This is a genomic window from Aeromicrobium sp. P5_D10 (genome assembly GCF_054049535.1).
This window is the reverse complement of the sequence record NZ_JBFUME010000012.1, coordinates 18,680-31,847: the sequence shown is the minus strand read 5'-3', so window position 1 is coordinate 31,847 and position 13,168 is coordinate 18,680. Positions and strand designations below refer to the sequence as shown.

The following is a 13,168-nucleotide window of genomic DNA, read 5'->3' as shown; positions in this document are numbered from 1 at the left end:
CCCCTGTAAAGTTGCCCCGTTGCACACAGGCACGCCGATGGAACGAGGAGGCTGGACTATGACTCGCGTCGACGAGTTCAACAGCTTCTACTCCTCCACCTTCGCCGGAGCCGTCCACGTCACCTACGCGGTCTGCGGCGATCGTCAGGTCGCCTTCGAGGCGACCGTCGATGCCTACCGCCGAGCGTGGCGCGACTGGTCGAAGATCCGCGATCGCCACCCCATCTCCTACGTCCGCAATGAAGCCTGGAAGCTGACCGCGTTGAGCCGCAGCGCGCATCCCCTGCGCAAGCGCCACGAGGAAGACAGCGACACCGAGCTACTGACCGCGCTGCATGATCTACCGTCTGACGACCGCCGTCTGATCGCGCTCATGACGCTCGGCAACACAGACCTCGAAGAAGCCTCCCGCGAGGTCGGGCTGCCTGCCGAGGTCGGCATCGAGAACGTCACGACGGCTCTTGCCGCACTGGAGAAGGCCCTCGACGAGAGCATCGACGCGGTCGAACGACGCATGCACGGGCTGGCCAACGTCACCGAAACCCTGGAAGCACCGCGGTCCTCCGTCGTCCGCACCGCTGCGCGGCGAGGACGTCAACGCAACACCGTGCTGCTCGTGGCCGTCGCGCTGGCCGTGATCTTCGGTGGCGGCTGGCTCGCCACCGACGGGGATGCCCTCGCCACCAGCGAACAGCTTCCACAACGTCAGAAACTCGGTGCCGAGAGCAAGGACATCCTGCTCGACGCCGAGAAGATCGATGCCGGCAACCTGCTGTCCGCCCCGCAGGTCACCCAACTCAACCCCGGGCGCGCCTGGAAGGTCGACAACACCGACGACGCCGTCACCAACACGACGCCGTACGCGACCTGCCCGATGACGCGCTACGCCGACAGCGACCCGCTCAAAGTGTTCGTGCGCACGTTCAGCTCGAACGGCGCCGACAGCGAGCGGGTCGCCCAAGCCATCGAGCTCTCACGTAGCGACGAGATCGCCACCGAGACCTACAACCGGCTCGTGCAGTGGTACGCCGACTGCGCGCACCCGCGGGTCGAGCTCGTCGCCGCGTACACCGTGCAGCGCCCGTTCGGCGACTTCCAGATCCTCAAACTGCGATCGCATCGCTCGCCCGGACGCACCTTCACGGTCGGATTCAGCCATTCGGGCACCGTCACGAGCACTCTCGTCCACGAGGTCGATGGAGCCAAAGGCCCGAGTGTCCAGGCCTTCGCACGTACTCTCAACGACTCGGTCGCCAAGATCTGCGAGGACAGTGGCGGCGACTGCTCCGACAAGATCCAGGTCGTCCGCACCGATCCACCGGCGACGTCGAAAGCTCCCGAGTTCCTCGGCATCGTCGACCTGCCACCCGTCGCCGATATCGACAAAGTCTGGGCCGCCGCACCGTTCGCGGCCAGCACCAATCCGGCCGCGACGCTGTGCGACAACGCGAGCTTCACGAGCAAGTCGGTCGAGAAGGCCGGATCCCGCATCTACGTGCTGTACCAGGCTGCCAATCTGCCCAAGGAGTTCGGCGTCGCCGAGACCGTGGCCAGGTTCTCCTCGGTCAAGAAGGCCAAGACGTTCGTCAAGCTCGTCAATCAGCGCATCGCCGCATGCAATGAGAAGATTCTGTCTGCCGAGATCGACCAGGTCGTCAAGGTGTCGACCGATGCCTTCAGCGGTCAGGCCCGCCGAGTCAGTTTCCAGCTGGACGACAAGACCAAGAGCCGGGTCTACTACCGCAGCGCGATCGTCCGCCGCGGCGCCGACATTGCCCAGGTGACGTTCTCCCCGTCCGGCAAATACGACATCTCCCAAAAGCAGTTCGCCGCGATCGCCGAACGCGCCGGAACCCGGCTGAAGTACCTCAGGTAGCCCCCTCCCCCGCGAGCGGTGCGGTTTGGTCTTTCTGGGACGGCGTGTCTGTCCAGACCGCACCGCTCGGGCTGCTGTTTGCACCACTCGATTCTCTGTCGCGCCTCACTGACAGTAGGACCTTGACATACTGTCACATATGCGATTGCATGCAGATACTAGCCGGTAACCTCCGGCGCACCCTGCGGATTCTTGACGCCCCTGACTCCGCCTTCGAGGCAATCGGAGAGATACATGCAGACTATTCGTCCTGTCGGCAAGAGATCCGGCCGCGCAGTGTGGTTCTCCGCCGTCGTCGGCACAATAGCCTCCCTCACCCTCGCATTCGGTCCCGCAGCGGCAGAGACCGAGCCGTCTACTGGGACCGCGACCGAAGGACATTACGGTTCGTTGGCCGACCTCAACGAGAAACCCGAATTCTCCGCGATGGCCGTTTCGGGAGTAATTACCGCCGGGTCCTGCAAATACCGGCAACGAACCGACAACGTCCACTTCTCGGGCACTGGGTTCGCCGCCTCGGCCCATGGCTGGTGGACGAAGGAGTCTGGCACCTGCCCATCCAAAGCCAATGTAGATGCCGTTCTACAAGCTGTATTCTGTGATGCCTTTGGATCCTGCTACTGGCGGACAGTAGACACCAAAAGCAAGAGCGTGTACGCCGGAGGCGGCAGTGCCAACCGAAGCGCTGTGCGCGAGAACTGTGCCGGGAGCAAGACGGTCGGCTGGCGTGTGCGGGTCGATGTCGACCTCATCGGTGTCGGCGATCCGTCCGGATGGACAACCAGCCCGGGCAAAGATCTAGCTTGCTATCCATCATCGTGATTGGGACCTGATGAAACCCATTGCATTAGGCGCCCGTTGCGAACTAAGCCGATACCTAGACGGCGGGATGACCACGAGCCTGGATATCAGCGAGTTCGTGGACCTTCAAGACGGCACGAGAGTCATCTTGCGCGATGACCTCGGCCTTACTACCGGCATGCGCGGCTACGAGGCCGACGACGATCTCCGGGAGAGCCGGTCATCTCTCATCGAGTCGGTGCTCACTGTGGTCCTGCCCGACGAGGGCGACGACGATGACGGCGAGGACCACCCATGGCAGTACCTGGCACGATTAGCGAGGTCACAAGGAGTGGACGTGAACGCGGATGACCTGCGAGTTCTGCCCTACCGAGTCGAGCTCACGCCTGCGGTGGAGCAATTGACCCGACCCGGATAGACCCTGCATGGGCCCACACAGGAATGCCCCCTCCCATCAAAGACGGAGGGGGCATTCCTGCTTTTCGGTCCTACAGGTTCTTCAGGATCTCCCGCATGAGTTCAGCGGTCTCGGACGGCGTCTTGCCGACCTTGACGCCTGCTGCCTCAAGAGCTTCCTTCTTGCCCTGCGCGGTGCCAGCACCGTCGGAGACGATCGCACCGGCGTGGCCCATCGTCTTGCCTTCGGGAGCCGTGAAGCCCGCGACGTAGCCGACGACCGGCTTGGTGACGTTGGCCTTGATGTAGGCCGCAGCCTTCTCCTCGGCGTCGCCGCCGATTTCACCGATCATGACGATCGCCTTGGTGTCGGGGTCAGCCTCGAACGCCTCGAGGGCGTCGATGTGCGTCGTTCCGATGATCGGATCGCCGCCGATACCGATCGCGGTCGAGAAGCCGAAGTCGCGCAGCTCGAACATCATCTGGTAGGTCAGCGTGCCCGACTTGGAGACCAGACCGATCGGACCCGAGCCGGCGATGTTGGCCGGCGTGATGCCGGCCAGCGCCTCGCCCGGCGTGATGATGCCGGGGCAGTTCGGGCCGATGATGCGCGTCTTCTTGCCCTGGGCGTAGGCCCAGAACTCGGCGCTGTCCTGGACCGGGACACCTTCGGTGATGATGACGAGCAGGCCGATCTCAGCGTCGATAGCTTCGACGACGGCGTCCTTGGTGAACGCCGGCGGCACGAAGGCGACCGAGACGTCGGCGCCGGTCTTCTCGATAGCTTCAGCGACCGAGCCGAACACGGGAAGCTCGACCTTGGCGCCCGATGCGTCGACGTGCTCGACGGTCGTGCCGGCCTTGCGTGCGTTGACGCCGCCGACGACCTGCGTGCCGGCCGCGAGCATGCGCGCGGTGTGCTTGGAACCCTCACCGCCGGTGATGCCCTGGACGATGACCTTGGAGTCCTTGGTCAGAAAGATTGACATGTCTGCCCCTTAGCCGTTCGCCAGTTCGGCGGCCTTGTCGGCCGCGCCGTCCATCGTGTCCACCTGGGTGACGAGCGGGTGGTTGAGCTCGTTGAGGATCGCGCGGCCCTCTTCGACGTTATTTCCGTCGAGGCGCACGACCAGCGGCTTGGAGGCCTCGGCACCGAGGAGCTCGAGAGCACCCTTGATGCCGTTGGCGACCGCGTCACACGATGTGATGCCGCCGAAGACGTTGACGAAAACGCTCTTGACCTGCGGATCGTTCAAGATGACGTCAAGGCCGTTGGCCATGACCTCGGCCGACGCTCCTCCGCCGATGTCCAGGAAGTTGGCCGGCTTGACGCCGCCGTGCTTCTCACCGGCGTACGCGACGACGTCGAGGGTGCTCATGACGAGACCCGCGCCGTTGCCGATGATGCCGACTTCACCGTCGAGCTTGACGTAATTGAGGCCCTTGGCCTTCGCCTTGGCTTCGAGCGGGTCGGCCTCTTCGTGAATCACGAAGTCTTCGTGCTCGGGGTGGCGCACTTCGGAGGCGTTCTCGTCGAGCGAGACCTTGCCGTCGAGTGCTTCGAGCTTGTCGCCTTCGAGGCGAGCCAGCGGGTTGACCTCCACCAGCGTGGCGTCTTCTTCGACGAAGACCTTCCACAGCGACTGGACCATGGCGACGGCCTGGTCAGCAAGCTCGGCCGGGAACTTGGCCTCTTCGACGATCGCACGAGCCTTGGCCTCGTCGACGCCGATACCGGCGTCGATCGGGATCTGGCGGACGGCCTCGGGGTTGGTCTTGGCGACCTCTTCGATCTCGACACCACCCTCGACGCTCGCGATGCACAGGTAGCTGCGGTTGGAGCGGTCCAGCAGGAACGAGAAGTAGTACTCCTCGATCGGCGGAGTCGCCGGCGTCACGAGCACGCGGTTGACCGGCAGATCCTTGATCGTCAGCTGCAGGATGTTGGTCGCGTGCTCGAAGGCCTCGTCGGGAGTCTTGGCGATCTTGACTCCGCCGGCCTTACCGCGGCCTCCGGCCTTGACCTGAGCCTTGATGACGGTGACGCCACCCATCTGCTCGGCTGCGGCCTTGGCCTCTTCGGCGGTCTGGACGACGACGCCGAGCGTCGTCGCGACGCCATGCTTGGCGAAGAGTTCCTTCGCCTGATATTCCATCAAATCCACGGTGGTGTCCGTCCTCAGTTGGAGTTCCGCTGCGCTCAGGGCGGCGGGTGAACCGCCGAAAATTGAGCCTTATCGACTCTATACCGGCTCTGTCGTTTCAGGGGCGTTGGTTACGTCACACCCGTCGGCTCGCCAATCGACCACGAGCGGCGCATCCGCGCCGAGCCGCGCGCACAGCTCCCCCAGACGTCCGAGCGCGGCGGCGTCGCCGTCGACCACGATCTGCACGGCGTCTTCCGCGATCGCGGTGCTCAGCAGATGTTCGGGGCTCTGCCCGCCCCCGACGAAGACAACCTCCCGCCCCTGATCGCGCAGCTGGCGTGCATAGGTCCGCACCGCCTCATCTGCGCCGATGGAACCCACGACGATGCGTTCTCTGGCCACGGATCCATCGTCCCATGCGAGTGAATGCCCTCACATTATGTCGACAATTTCGCCTCACGATGTGTCCACATAGTGTTCAAATCGCTGATTCGGTTTCCTCCGTCAGGTGCGGTCGGCTAAGGTCGGTCAAGTCCTGTCGCCATCTCCCGGAGGTTTACTGCGTGTCTTCATCTGCGCCCAAACGCCGGCTCGACGTGCGCCAGGAGAGCCCGCAACGGGTTGCAGGTAAACGCGTAGCCACCAGGACTCGCCGCCGCACCCTCGTTCCCACCCCAGCCATGGCCGGTGCTTGCGCACTGATCCTGGCTGCTTTTGGTTCTGCGGTAGTTGGTGGCGCGACCGACAGCAACTCGCTCAAAGCCGACAAGTATCAGACCATTTCGCAGAGCTACACCGGTTCTGCCAAGGACGTGAGCGGCGACGTCGATGTCAGCCGCAGCTTCGACCGCACGACGCTGGACAAGCAGGTCAAGGCCCAGGCAGTTCAGGTGCAGGCAGCTCAGAAAGAGCTCACCAGCGCAGTGAGCAAGGAAGCCAAGAAGGACCTGCTCAATCAGTGGGTTCTCCCGGTCACGGGTTACCACCTGACCGCACGGTTCGGTCAGAGCAGCGGACTGTGGTCGACGACCCATACCGGACTCGACTTCGCCGGTCCGTCCGGAACCACGATCGTCTCAGTTGCCGCAGGCACTGTGACATCGGCCGGCTACGAAGGCGCCTACGGCAATCGCACGGTTGTCACCCTGACCAGCGGCCCTGATGCCGGCACCGAGATCTGGTACTGCCACCAGAGCAGCATGGCGGTCAAGCCCGGCGATGTCGTCTCTGCTGGCCAGACCATCGGTTACACCGGCTCGACCGGCAATGTGACCGGCCCGCACCTGCACCTCGAGGTACATCCGGGCGGCGGCGATCCAGTCGATCCCTACGCCGCACTGGTCGGGCACCGGGTCACACCGTAACGCTGCCTTACGAGGCCACGCTCCTAGGTCAAAGCTTCTCGACCGGTGCGTAGCGCAGCAGGAGTCGCTTGACTCCGCCAGAGCCGAAGTCGACCGACGCGACAGACTTGTCGGCCTGCCCTTCGACCGCGATGACGGTTCCCAGCCCGAACTGGTCGTGGCTGACCCGGTCGCCGGGTGACAGTGAGATGACCTCACGATTGACCTTCTTGGACCGCGCCGCGACATTAGACGATCTGAAGGACGACTGCGAGGAGGCCGAGGCCTGACTCGGCGTCCACTGCGAGGGCGAGGACCCGAGTCGTCGCCAGTCGATCAATGTCGCCGGCACTTCCTCGAGGAACCGTGAGGCCGGGTTGTATGACGGTGCGCCCCACGCCGCTCGCGTCGTGGCACGCGTGATGTAGAGACGTGAACGCGCCCGGGTGATACCCACATAGGCCAGCCGGCGCTCCTCTTCGAGTTCCTTGACGTCGGCCAATGACCGCATGTGCGGGAAGACGCCGTCTTCGAGTCCCGTCAAGAACACGACCGGGAACTCCAGCCCCTTGGCGGTGTGCAGGGTCATCAGCGTGACGACGCCATCGCCCTCGTCGGGGATCTGGTCGGCGTCGGCGACCAGCGCAACCTGTTCGAGGAAAGCCGCAAGTGACCCCTCGCCCAACGTCGGCTCGTCCGAGATGGCGTCGACGGCCTCAGACGGCTCCTCGACGTAGTGCTCGGGCATCAGATCGTCCTCGTCGACTGTGCTGGCGCCCACGACGAACTCACGGGCTACCGCGACGAGCTCTGCAAGGTTCTCAACCCGTGTCTCGTCCTGCGGGTCGGTGCTGTTCTCCAGCGACGACAGATAGCCGCTTCGGGTCAGGGCAGCTTCGAGCACTGCATCGGCAGCCGCACCTGAGTCGGAAAGTTCCATCAGTTCGGACATGAACGTCGTGAAGCCCTGGATCGCGTTCAACGAGCGGGTGGCCAGATCGGGCGCCTCTTCCGCGCGAGTCAACGCCTCCCAGAAACTGATGTCGTGCTGGGTCGCGAGCCGCTGGATCGAGGCCTCCGCACGATCGCCGATTCCGCGCTTGGGTTCATTGATGATGCGCCGCAGCGAGACCGCATCGCGCGGATTGACCAGGGTCCGCACATAGGCGAGTGCGTCCTTGATCTCCTTGCGCTCGTAGAACCGCACACCACCGACAACCCGGTACGGCAGGCCCACGCGCATGAAGACTTCTTCGAACACCCGGCTCTGAGCATTCGTGCGGTAGAAGATCGCGACATCTTTGGCGGCGATGTCACCGGTGTCGACGAGCTTGTCGATCTCGTCGGAGATGAACTGCGCCTCGTCGCGCTCGTCATCACCGACGTAGCCGACGATCTTCTCGCCATCGCCCTCCGCGGACCACAACTGCTTGTCCTTGCGGCCGGCATTGCGACTGATCACCGCGTTGGCTGCCGACAAGATCGTCTGCGTGGACCGGTAGTTCTGCTCCAGCAGGATCGTTGCGGCATTGGGGAAATCGTCCTCGAATTCGAGGATATTGCGGATGTTGGCGCCGCGGAACGCATAGATCGACTGATCGGAATCACCCACGACCAGCAGATCGGACTCTTCGTCAGTCAGCTCTTTGATGAGCTGGTACTGCGCGTGGTTGGTGTCTTGGTATTCGTCGACCAGGATGTGGCGGAACCGCCTGCGATAGGTTTCCCGCACATCAGGCCAGGCCTGGAACAGGTGCACCGTGTTCATGATGAGATCGTCGAAGTCCATCGCGTTGGCGGCCTGCAACCGCCCTTGATAGGCCTTGTAGGCCTCGGCGTAGATCTCTTCGGTGGGATTCTGCGCCCGCCCGGCCGCCGCCTCGTGATCGACCAGCTCGTTCTTGAGATTGGAGATCCAGTTCAGGACGGCCCGCGGGTTGATGCGCTTGGGATCCAGGTCCATGTCGCGGCAGATCAACGTCATGAGCCGACGCTGGTCGGCCGAGTCGTAGATCGTGAAGGACGAGGTGAATCCGAACTTGTTCGATTCACGACGCAGGATGCGCACGCATGCGGAGTGGAATGTCGAGACCCACATCATCCGGGCCCGGGGACCGACCAGATCGGCGACGCGCTCGCGCATCTCGGCGGCCGCCTTGTTGGTGAACGTGATCGCCAAGATCGAACCGGGATGTGCGCCGCGATCGGCGATGAGCCAGGCGATGCGCCGGGTCAGCACCCGCGTCTTGCCCGAGCCGGCACCCGCGACGACAAGCAGCGGACCGCCAGGGTGCGAGACAGCGGCGCGCTGGGCGTCGTTGAGCCCGTCGAGCAGGATCTCAGAGCGCGGGCGCCTGGTCGCGGGCGTGGCGGGACTGCCCATCGAGGGCACGGGGAACGGCAAGGTCATCGTGTATCGATCCTAGTTGCCGGCGCCGACACCGCAGTCGTGGGTGCGGTCGGACGTAGACTCCGTGTCATGGACCCCACGGCCGGCATTCGCGTGGCCCGCGAGGCCGACTTCGACACGTTGACCGATGTGTGGGAGCGGGCCGCCCGATCGACCCACGGCTTCATGACCGACGACGAGTTCACCGAGATGCGTCCCTTCATCCGCGACTCATTTCTGCCGTCGATGGATGTGTGGCTCGTCGAGATCGACGGCGCTGCTGTCGCCTTCGTCGGTGCGCGCGATGACCACATCGAGTTGCTGTACATCGATCCTGATTTCCACGGTCAAGGAATAGGCACCCGGCTCATCCAGCATGTCGGTGCCACGAGCGTCGAGGTGTACGCCGACAACACGGCGGGGCTCGCGTTCTACCGCTCCCGTGGATTCACCGAGACCGCCCGGCGCGAACGCGACGCCGTCGGGCGTCCCTATCCCATGGTGGAGCTCGAACGATGACCCTGACGATCGATCATTCCGGCTCCGAACCGCCATTCGAACAACTGCGTCGCCAGATCGCGGCAGGCGCCGCCGATGGCACCCTTCCGGCCGGACACAAGCTCGCCACCGTCCGCGCGCTCGCTGCCGAACTCGATCTCGCGACCAACACCGTCGCGAAGGCGTATCGCGCCCTGGAGACCGACGGTGTCATCGAGACCCGCGGACGCCAGGGCACGTTCATCGCGTCCCAGCGCATGAATGATCCCGAATCCGACGCTTCGGCCAAGGCCTACGCCCAGCTCGCCCGGCGCCAAGGACTGTCGAAGGACGAGGCCGTCAGGCTGGTCGAGCAACATTGGAGCTTGTGACATCAGATAGCGTGACGGGGTGCCTTTCAACGTCGTTCTGTTCCTTCTCTTCGTCGGCGGCATCGCCCTCATCGGTGTAGCTCTCAGCGGTGTCGGCAGCCGGGATCGATCTGCGGCTCCCCCACCCCGGTTGCCCGGTCACGACATCCAAGACGAACTGCGCCGTCGCGACGAGAGCTGATTCGGTGCCTTCGTCAGACATCACGATCAGCGGCCTGACCAAGACGTTCGGCGACGTACGGGCCGTCGACGATCTCTCGTTCGACGTCTCTCCCGGACGGGTCACCGGATTCCTCGGTCCCAACGGTTCGGGCAAGACCACGACGTTGCGCATGCTGCTCGGGCTGGTCGAGCCCACAGCAGGCTCCGCCTTGATCGGTGGACGCCCCTACAGCGAACTCACCAGCCCCGGACGGACGGTCGGTGCGGCGTTGGAAGCCAATAGCTTCCATCCCGGACGCACGGCGCGCGGCCACCTCAGGGTCTTCGCGCCCCAGGTCGATGCCACGGATGCCCGGGTCGACGAGGTGTTGGAGATCGTCGGCCTGACCGATGCCGCCGACCGCCGGGTCGGCGGCTTCTCCCTCGGCATGCGCCAGCGCCTCGGCCTTGCCACGACGCTGCTGGGCGATCCCCAGGTCCTGGTGCTCGATGAACCGGCCAATGGGCTCGATCCCCATGGCATCTCCTGGTTGCGGCTGTTCCTACGTCACCTCGCCTCCGAAGGCCGGACCGTGCTGGTGTCGAGCCATGTCCTGGGCGAGGTTCAGCAGACCGTCGACGACGTCGTGATCATCGCCCGTGGCCGGCTCGTGCACGCCTCGACCCTCGACGAACTCGCAGCGCTCGGAGAGCGCCGGGTCCACGTCCGCACTCCCGACCGTCCGCTCCTCGAGCAGATCGCGCAGGCCCGCGACTGGCGCCTCGACACCGCCGCCGACAGCGTTGTGGTCCACGGCCCGACAGCTGAAGAGATCGGTGCCGTGGCCTTCACCGAACGACTCGAATTACACGGCCTCTCCCAAGATGTGCTGGACCTCGAGGACCTGTTCCTACGCCTCACCGATCAGGCCGGGACCGCCGCATGAGCGCCGCGATCAGGACCGAGCTCCGCAAGCTCTTCAGCACCCGCCTGTGGTGGATTCTGCTGATCGGCATGGCTCTTTATATGGCTTTCCTCGCCGGCGTGCTGGGATTCGCCCTTGCGGCGGGCGAGGACATGACGGGGTCCGGGTCTGTTCTGTCGCCCGAGGAGGTCACCGGTTCGGTCTACACACTCGCAACCGCACTGGGCTACGTCTTCCCACTCGTGGTCGGCGCCCTGATCGTGACGAACGAGTTCCGTCACCAGACCGCCACTCCGACGTTCTTGTTCGAGCCTCGTCGCCACATCGTCTTGCTGGCCAAGCTCGTGGTCGGCGCCGTGATCGGACTTCTGTTCGGTGTGGCCGGCGTGATCGGAACGTTGGCCACCGGAGCACCTGTGCTGGCTTTCAAGGACGTGCCGCTGCGGTTCGGCGATGCAGACACCTGGGTCGCGATCGTATTGTCGATCGTCGCGCTCTCGATCTGGTGCATGATCGGCGTCGGGCTCGGATCGGTGCTGCCCAACCAGATCGCTGCGATCATCACGATCTTGGCTTTCACCCAGTTCGTCGAGCCGATCGTGCGTCTGGGCTTGTCGGCATTCGACGCCACGGCGGCGATCGCGCGATTCCTGCCCGGCGCTGCTGCCGAATCGATAGCCGGGTCGAGCTTCTACGCCGCAGGATCGTCGGTCGAACTACTCGGTCGGCTGCCCGGCGCACTCGTCATGCTGGCGTACGTCGCAGTTCTCGCGGTGATCGGATTGCGGACGACGCTGCGACGCGACATCACCTGACCGGCTCACTCGGCGCTCGGATTGGGCCGCCGCCAACTCCGCTCGAACGGCAACCGCCAGGCCCGCGGCGCGATGAGCTGATGGATCGCATTGGGTCCCCATGTTCCGGCCGCGTACGGACGCACCGGCGGCAGATCCGCCAGGAGCGGCTCGGAGATCTCCCACAGCCGCTCGATGCCCGCAGACGTCGTGAACAGCGTCCGTTCGCCACGCATCGCGTCATAGATCAGCCGCTCGTACGCCTCCAGCACCTGCCCGGCCCGCTCGGTCTCCTGCATCGCGAACTGCATGCTGAGCTTGTCGAGCCGCATACCGGGCCCAGGACGTTTGCCGTAGAACGACAGCGAGAGACGTGAGGCGTCAGCCAGATCGAACGTCAGGTGGTCCGGTCCGGCCAGCCCTACTCCCGAGCCGGCCGGAAACATGCTCTTGGGAGGCTCCCGGAAGGCGATCGAGATGATGCGCGCCCCTTCTGCCAGCTTCTTGCCCGTGCGCAGGTAGAACGGGACGCCGGCCCAGCGCCAGTTGTCGATCTCGGCCTTGAGCGCGACGAACGTGTCGGTCTCGGAGTCTGGCGCAACGCCCTCTTCGTCGCGATATCCCTGGTACTGACCGCGTACGACACTGTGCGGATCGAGCGGCAGCATCGAACGGAACACCTTGTTCTTCTCCTCCGAGATCGAGTCGGAGTCCAAGGATGTCGGCGGTTCCATCGCCATGAACGCCAGCACCTGGAACAGGTGCGTCACGACCATGTCTTTGAACGCACCGGTCCCTTCGTAGAATCCCGAACGGCCCGACAAAGAGAGGGTCTCAGGCACGTCGATCTGCACGTGGTCGATGAAGTTGCGGTTCCAGATCGGCTCGAACAGGCCATTCGCGAACCGGAACGCCAGGATATTGAGTGCGGCTTCCTTGCCGAGGAAGTGATCTATCCGGAATATCTGTGACTCGTCGAACACCTCGTGGATCTGGGCGTTCAGCGCCTTGGCGCTGGCCAGGTCGGTGCCGAACGGCTTCTCCATGATGATGCGCGAACGCTCTACCAGGTCAGCCGCGTCGAGGGTGCGGACGACGTCGAGTGCTGCCTTGGGCGGGACGCTCAGATAGTGCAGCCGCCGCGGGGAGCCGCCCAGTTCGGCCTCGAGCGCCGCGGCAGCAGCAGCCAGCGCTTCCGGTCCGGCCTTGACGTTGACGTACGACAGTTTGGGTGCGAACTCTTCCCACTGCGCGTCATCAATCGGGCGCGTGCTGAACTCCCGATATGCCTCCTCGGCGAACCTGCGGAAACCGTCATCGTCGAATTCGTCGAGCGAGACCCCGATGATGCGCGATTCGGGCACGAGCCCGGACTGAAGCAGGTGCATGATGCCGGGCAACAGCTTGCGCCGGGCCAGATCGCCGGTGGCGCCGAAGAGCACGATCAGATGAGGCTCGTCCATGTCCTGACCCTCTACCCGCCACG

General features: G+C 64.4%; 14 protein-coding genes. 9 read left to right on the top strand and 5 right to left on the bottom strand.

Annotated features, from left to right (window positions below; genetic code table 11):
• Positions 1-58: 58 nt before the first annotated feature.
• The 3 genes from ACXJKC_RS19825 (at position 59) to ACXJKC_RS19815 (ending at position 3,095) form a co-directional block, all read left to right on the top strand.
• Positions 59-1,876 (top strand): RNA polymerase sigma factor, encoded by a 1,818-nt coding sequence (locus tag ACXJKC_RS19825; RefSeq protein ID WP_456698476.1) that lies wholly within the window; start codon positions 59-61, stop codon positions 1,874-1,876.
• Positions 1,877-2,266: 390 nt separating this feature from the next.
• Positions 2,267-2,698 carry a hypothetical protein gene (locus ACXJKC_RS19820; protein WP_456698475.1) on the top strand — a complete coding sequence of 144 codons (432 nt, stop codon included), beginning with the start codon at positions 2,267-2,269 and terminating at the stop codon, positions 2,696-2,698.
• Between the two features lie 67 nt (positions 2,699-2,765).
• Positions 2,766-3,095: a hypothetical protein gene (locus ACXJKC_RS19815; RefSeq protein ID WP_456698474.1), complete on the top strand. Its 330-nt coding sequence runs from the start codon at positions 2,766-2,768 to the stop codon at positions 3,093-3,095.
• A gap of 70 nt (positions 3,096-3,165) precedes the next feature.
• On the opposite strand, the gene sucD is transcribed toward ACXJKC_RS19815, so the two are convergent.
• The 3 genes from sucD to ACXJKC_RS19800 all read right to left on the bottom strand — a co-directional run bounded on the left by sucD (position 3,166) and on the right by ACXJKC_RS19800 (position 5,622).
• Entirely contained in the window at positions 3,166-4,062 is an 897-nt protein-coding gene (sucD, locus tag ACXJKC_RS19810) for a succinate--CoA ligase subunit alpha (protein ID WP_456698473.1), read from the bottom strand.
• A gap of 9 nt (positions 4,063-4,071) precedes the next feature.
• Positions 4,072-5,238 carry an ADP-forming succinate--CoA ligase subunit beta gene (gene sucC, locus ACXJKC_RS19805; RefSeq protein WP_456698472.1) on the bottom strand — a complete coding sequence of 389 codons (1,167 nt, stop codon included), beginning with the start codon at positions 5,236-5,238 and terminating at the stop codon, positions 4,072-4,074.
• 78 nt (positions 5,239-5,316) lie between these two features.
• Positions 5,317-5,622 carry a hypothetical protein gene (locus ACXJKC_RS19800; protein ID WP_456698471.1) on the bottom strand — a complete coding sequence of 102 codons (306 nt, stop codon included), beginning with the start codon at positions 5,620-5,622 and terminating at the stop codon, positions 5,317-5,319.
• Between the two features lie 161 nt (positions 5,623-5,783).
• Here ACXJKC_RS19800 and ACXJKC_RS19795 point away from each other — a divergent pair, with 161 nt between their 5' ends.
• Positions 5,784-6,584, top strand: coding sequence for a M23 family metallopeptidase (locus ACXJKC_RS19795; RefSeq protein ID WP_456698470.1), 801 nt, complete (start codon positions 5,784-5,786; stop codon positions 6,582-6,584).
• 28 nt (positions 6,585-6,612) lie between these two features.
• On the opposite strand, the gene pcrA is transcribed toward ACXJKC_RS19795, so the two are convergent.
• A complete protein-coding gene (pcrA, locus tag ACXJKC_RS19790) occupies positions 6,613-8,973 on the bottom strand; it encodes a DNA helicase PcrA (RefSeq protein WP_456698469.1) in 2,361 nt (786 codons plus the stop codon).
• Between the two features lie 69 nt (positions 8,974-9,042).
• Between pcrA and ACXJKC_RS19785 the strand changes: the two genes are divergently transcribed.
• The 5 genes from ACXJKC_RS19785 to ACXJKC_RS19765 are packed head-to-tail and all read left to right on the top strand — an operon-like array spanning position 9,043 to position 11,703.
• A complete protein-coding gene (locus ACXJKC_RS19785) occupies positions 9,043-9,471 on the top strand; it encodes a GNAT family N-acetyltransferase (protein WP_456698468.1) in 429 nt (142 codons plus the stop codon).
• Entirely contained in the window at positions 9,468-9,821 is a 354-nt protein-coding gene (locus tag ACXJKC_RS19780) for a GntR family transcriptional regulator (RefSeq protein WP_456698467.1), read from the top strand. The genes ACXJKC_RS19785 and ACXJKC_RS19780 overlap by 4 nt, the downstream gene beginning before the upstream one ends.
• A gap of 19 nt (positions 9,822-9,840) precedes the next feature.
• On the top strand, positions 9,841-10,002 hold the full coding sequence (locus ACXJKC_RS19775) for a hypothetical protein (protein ID WP_456698466.1): 162 nt from the start codon (positions 9,841-9,843) through the stop codon (positions 10,000-10,002).
• Between the two features lie 4 nt (positions 10,003-10,006).
• Positions 10,007-10,909, top strand: a complete 903-nt coding sequence (locus ACXJKC_RS19770) for an ATP-binding cassette domain-containing protein (RefSeq protein WP_456698465.1) — start codon at positions 10,007-10,009, stop codon at positions 10,907-10,909.
• Positions 10,906-11,703 (top strand): ABC transporter permease, encoded by a 798-nt coding sequence (locus tag ACXJKC_RS19765; protein WP_456698464.1) that lies wholly within the window; start codon positions 10,906-10,908, stop codon positions 11,701-11,703. Before ACXJKC_RS19770 ends, ACXJKC_RS19765 begins: the two co-directional genes overlap by 4 nt.
• A gap of 5 nt (positions 11,704-11,708) precedes the next feature.
• On the opposite strand, the gene zwf is transcribed toward ACXJKC_RS19765, so the two are convergent.
• The gene (gene zwf / locus ACXJKC_RS19760; RefSeq protein WP_456698463.1) at positions 11,709-13,145 is read right to left on the bottom strand and encodes a glucose-6-phosphate dehydrogenase; all 1,437 of its coding nucleotides are present in this window, start codon (positions 13,143-13,145) and stop codon (positions 11,709-11,711) included.
• Positions 13,146-13,168: the final 23 nt, after the last annotated feature.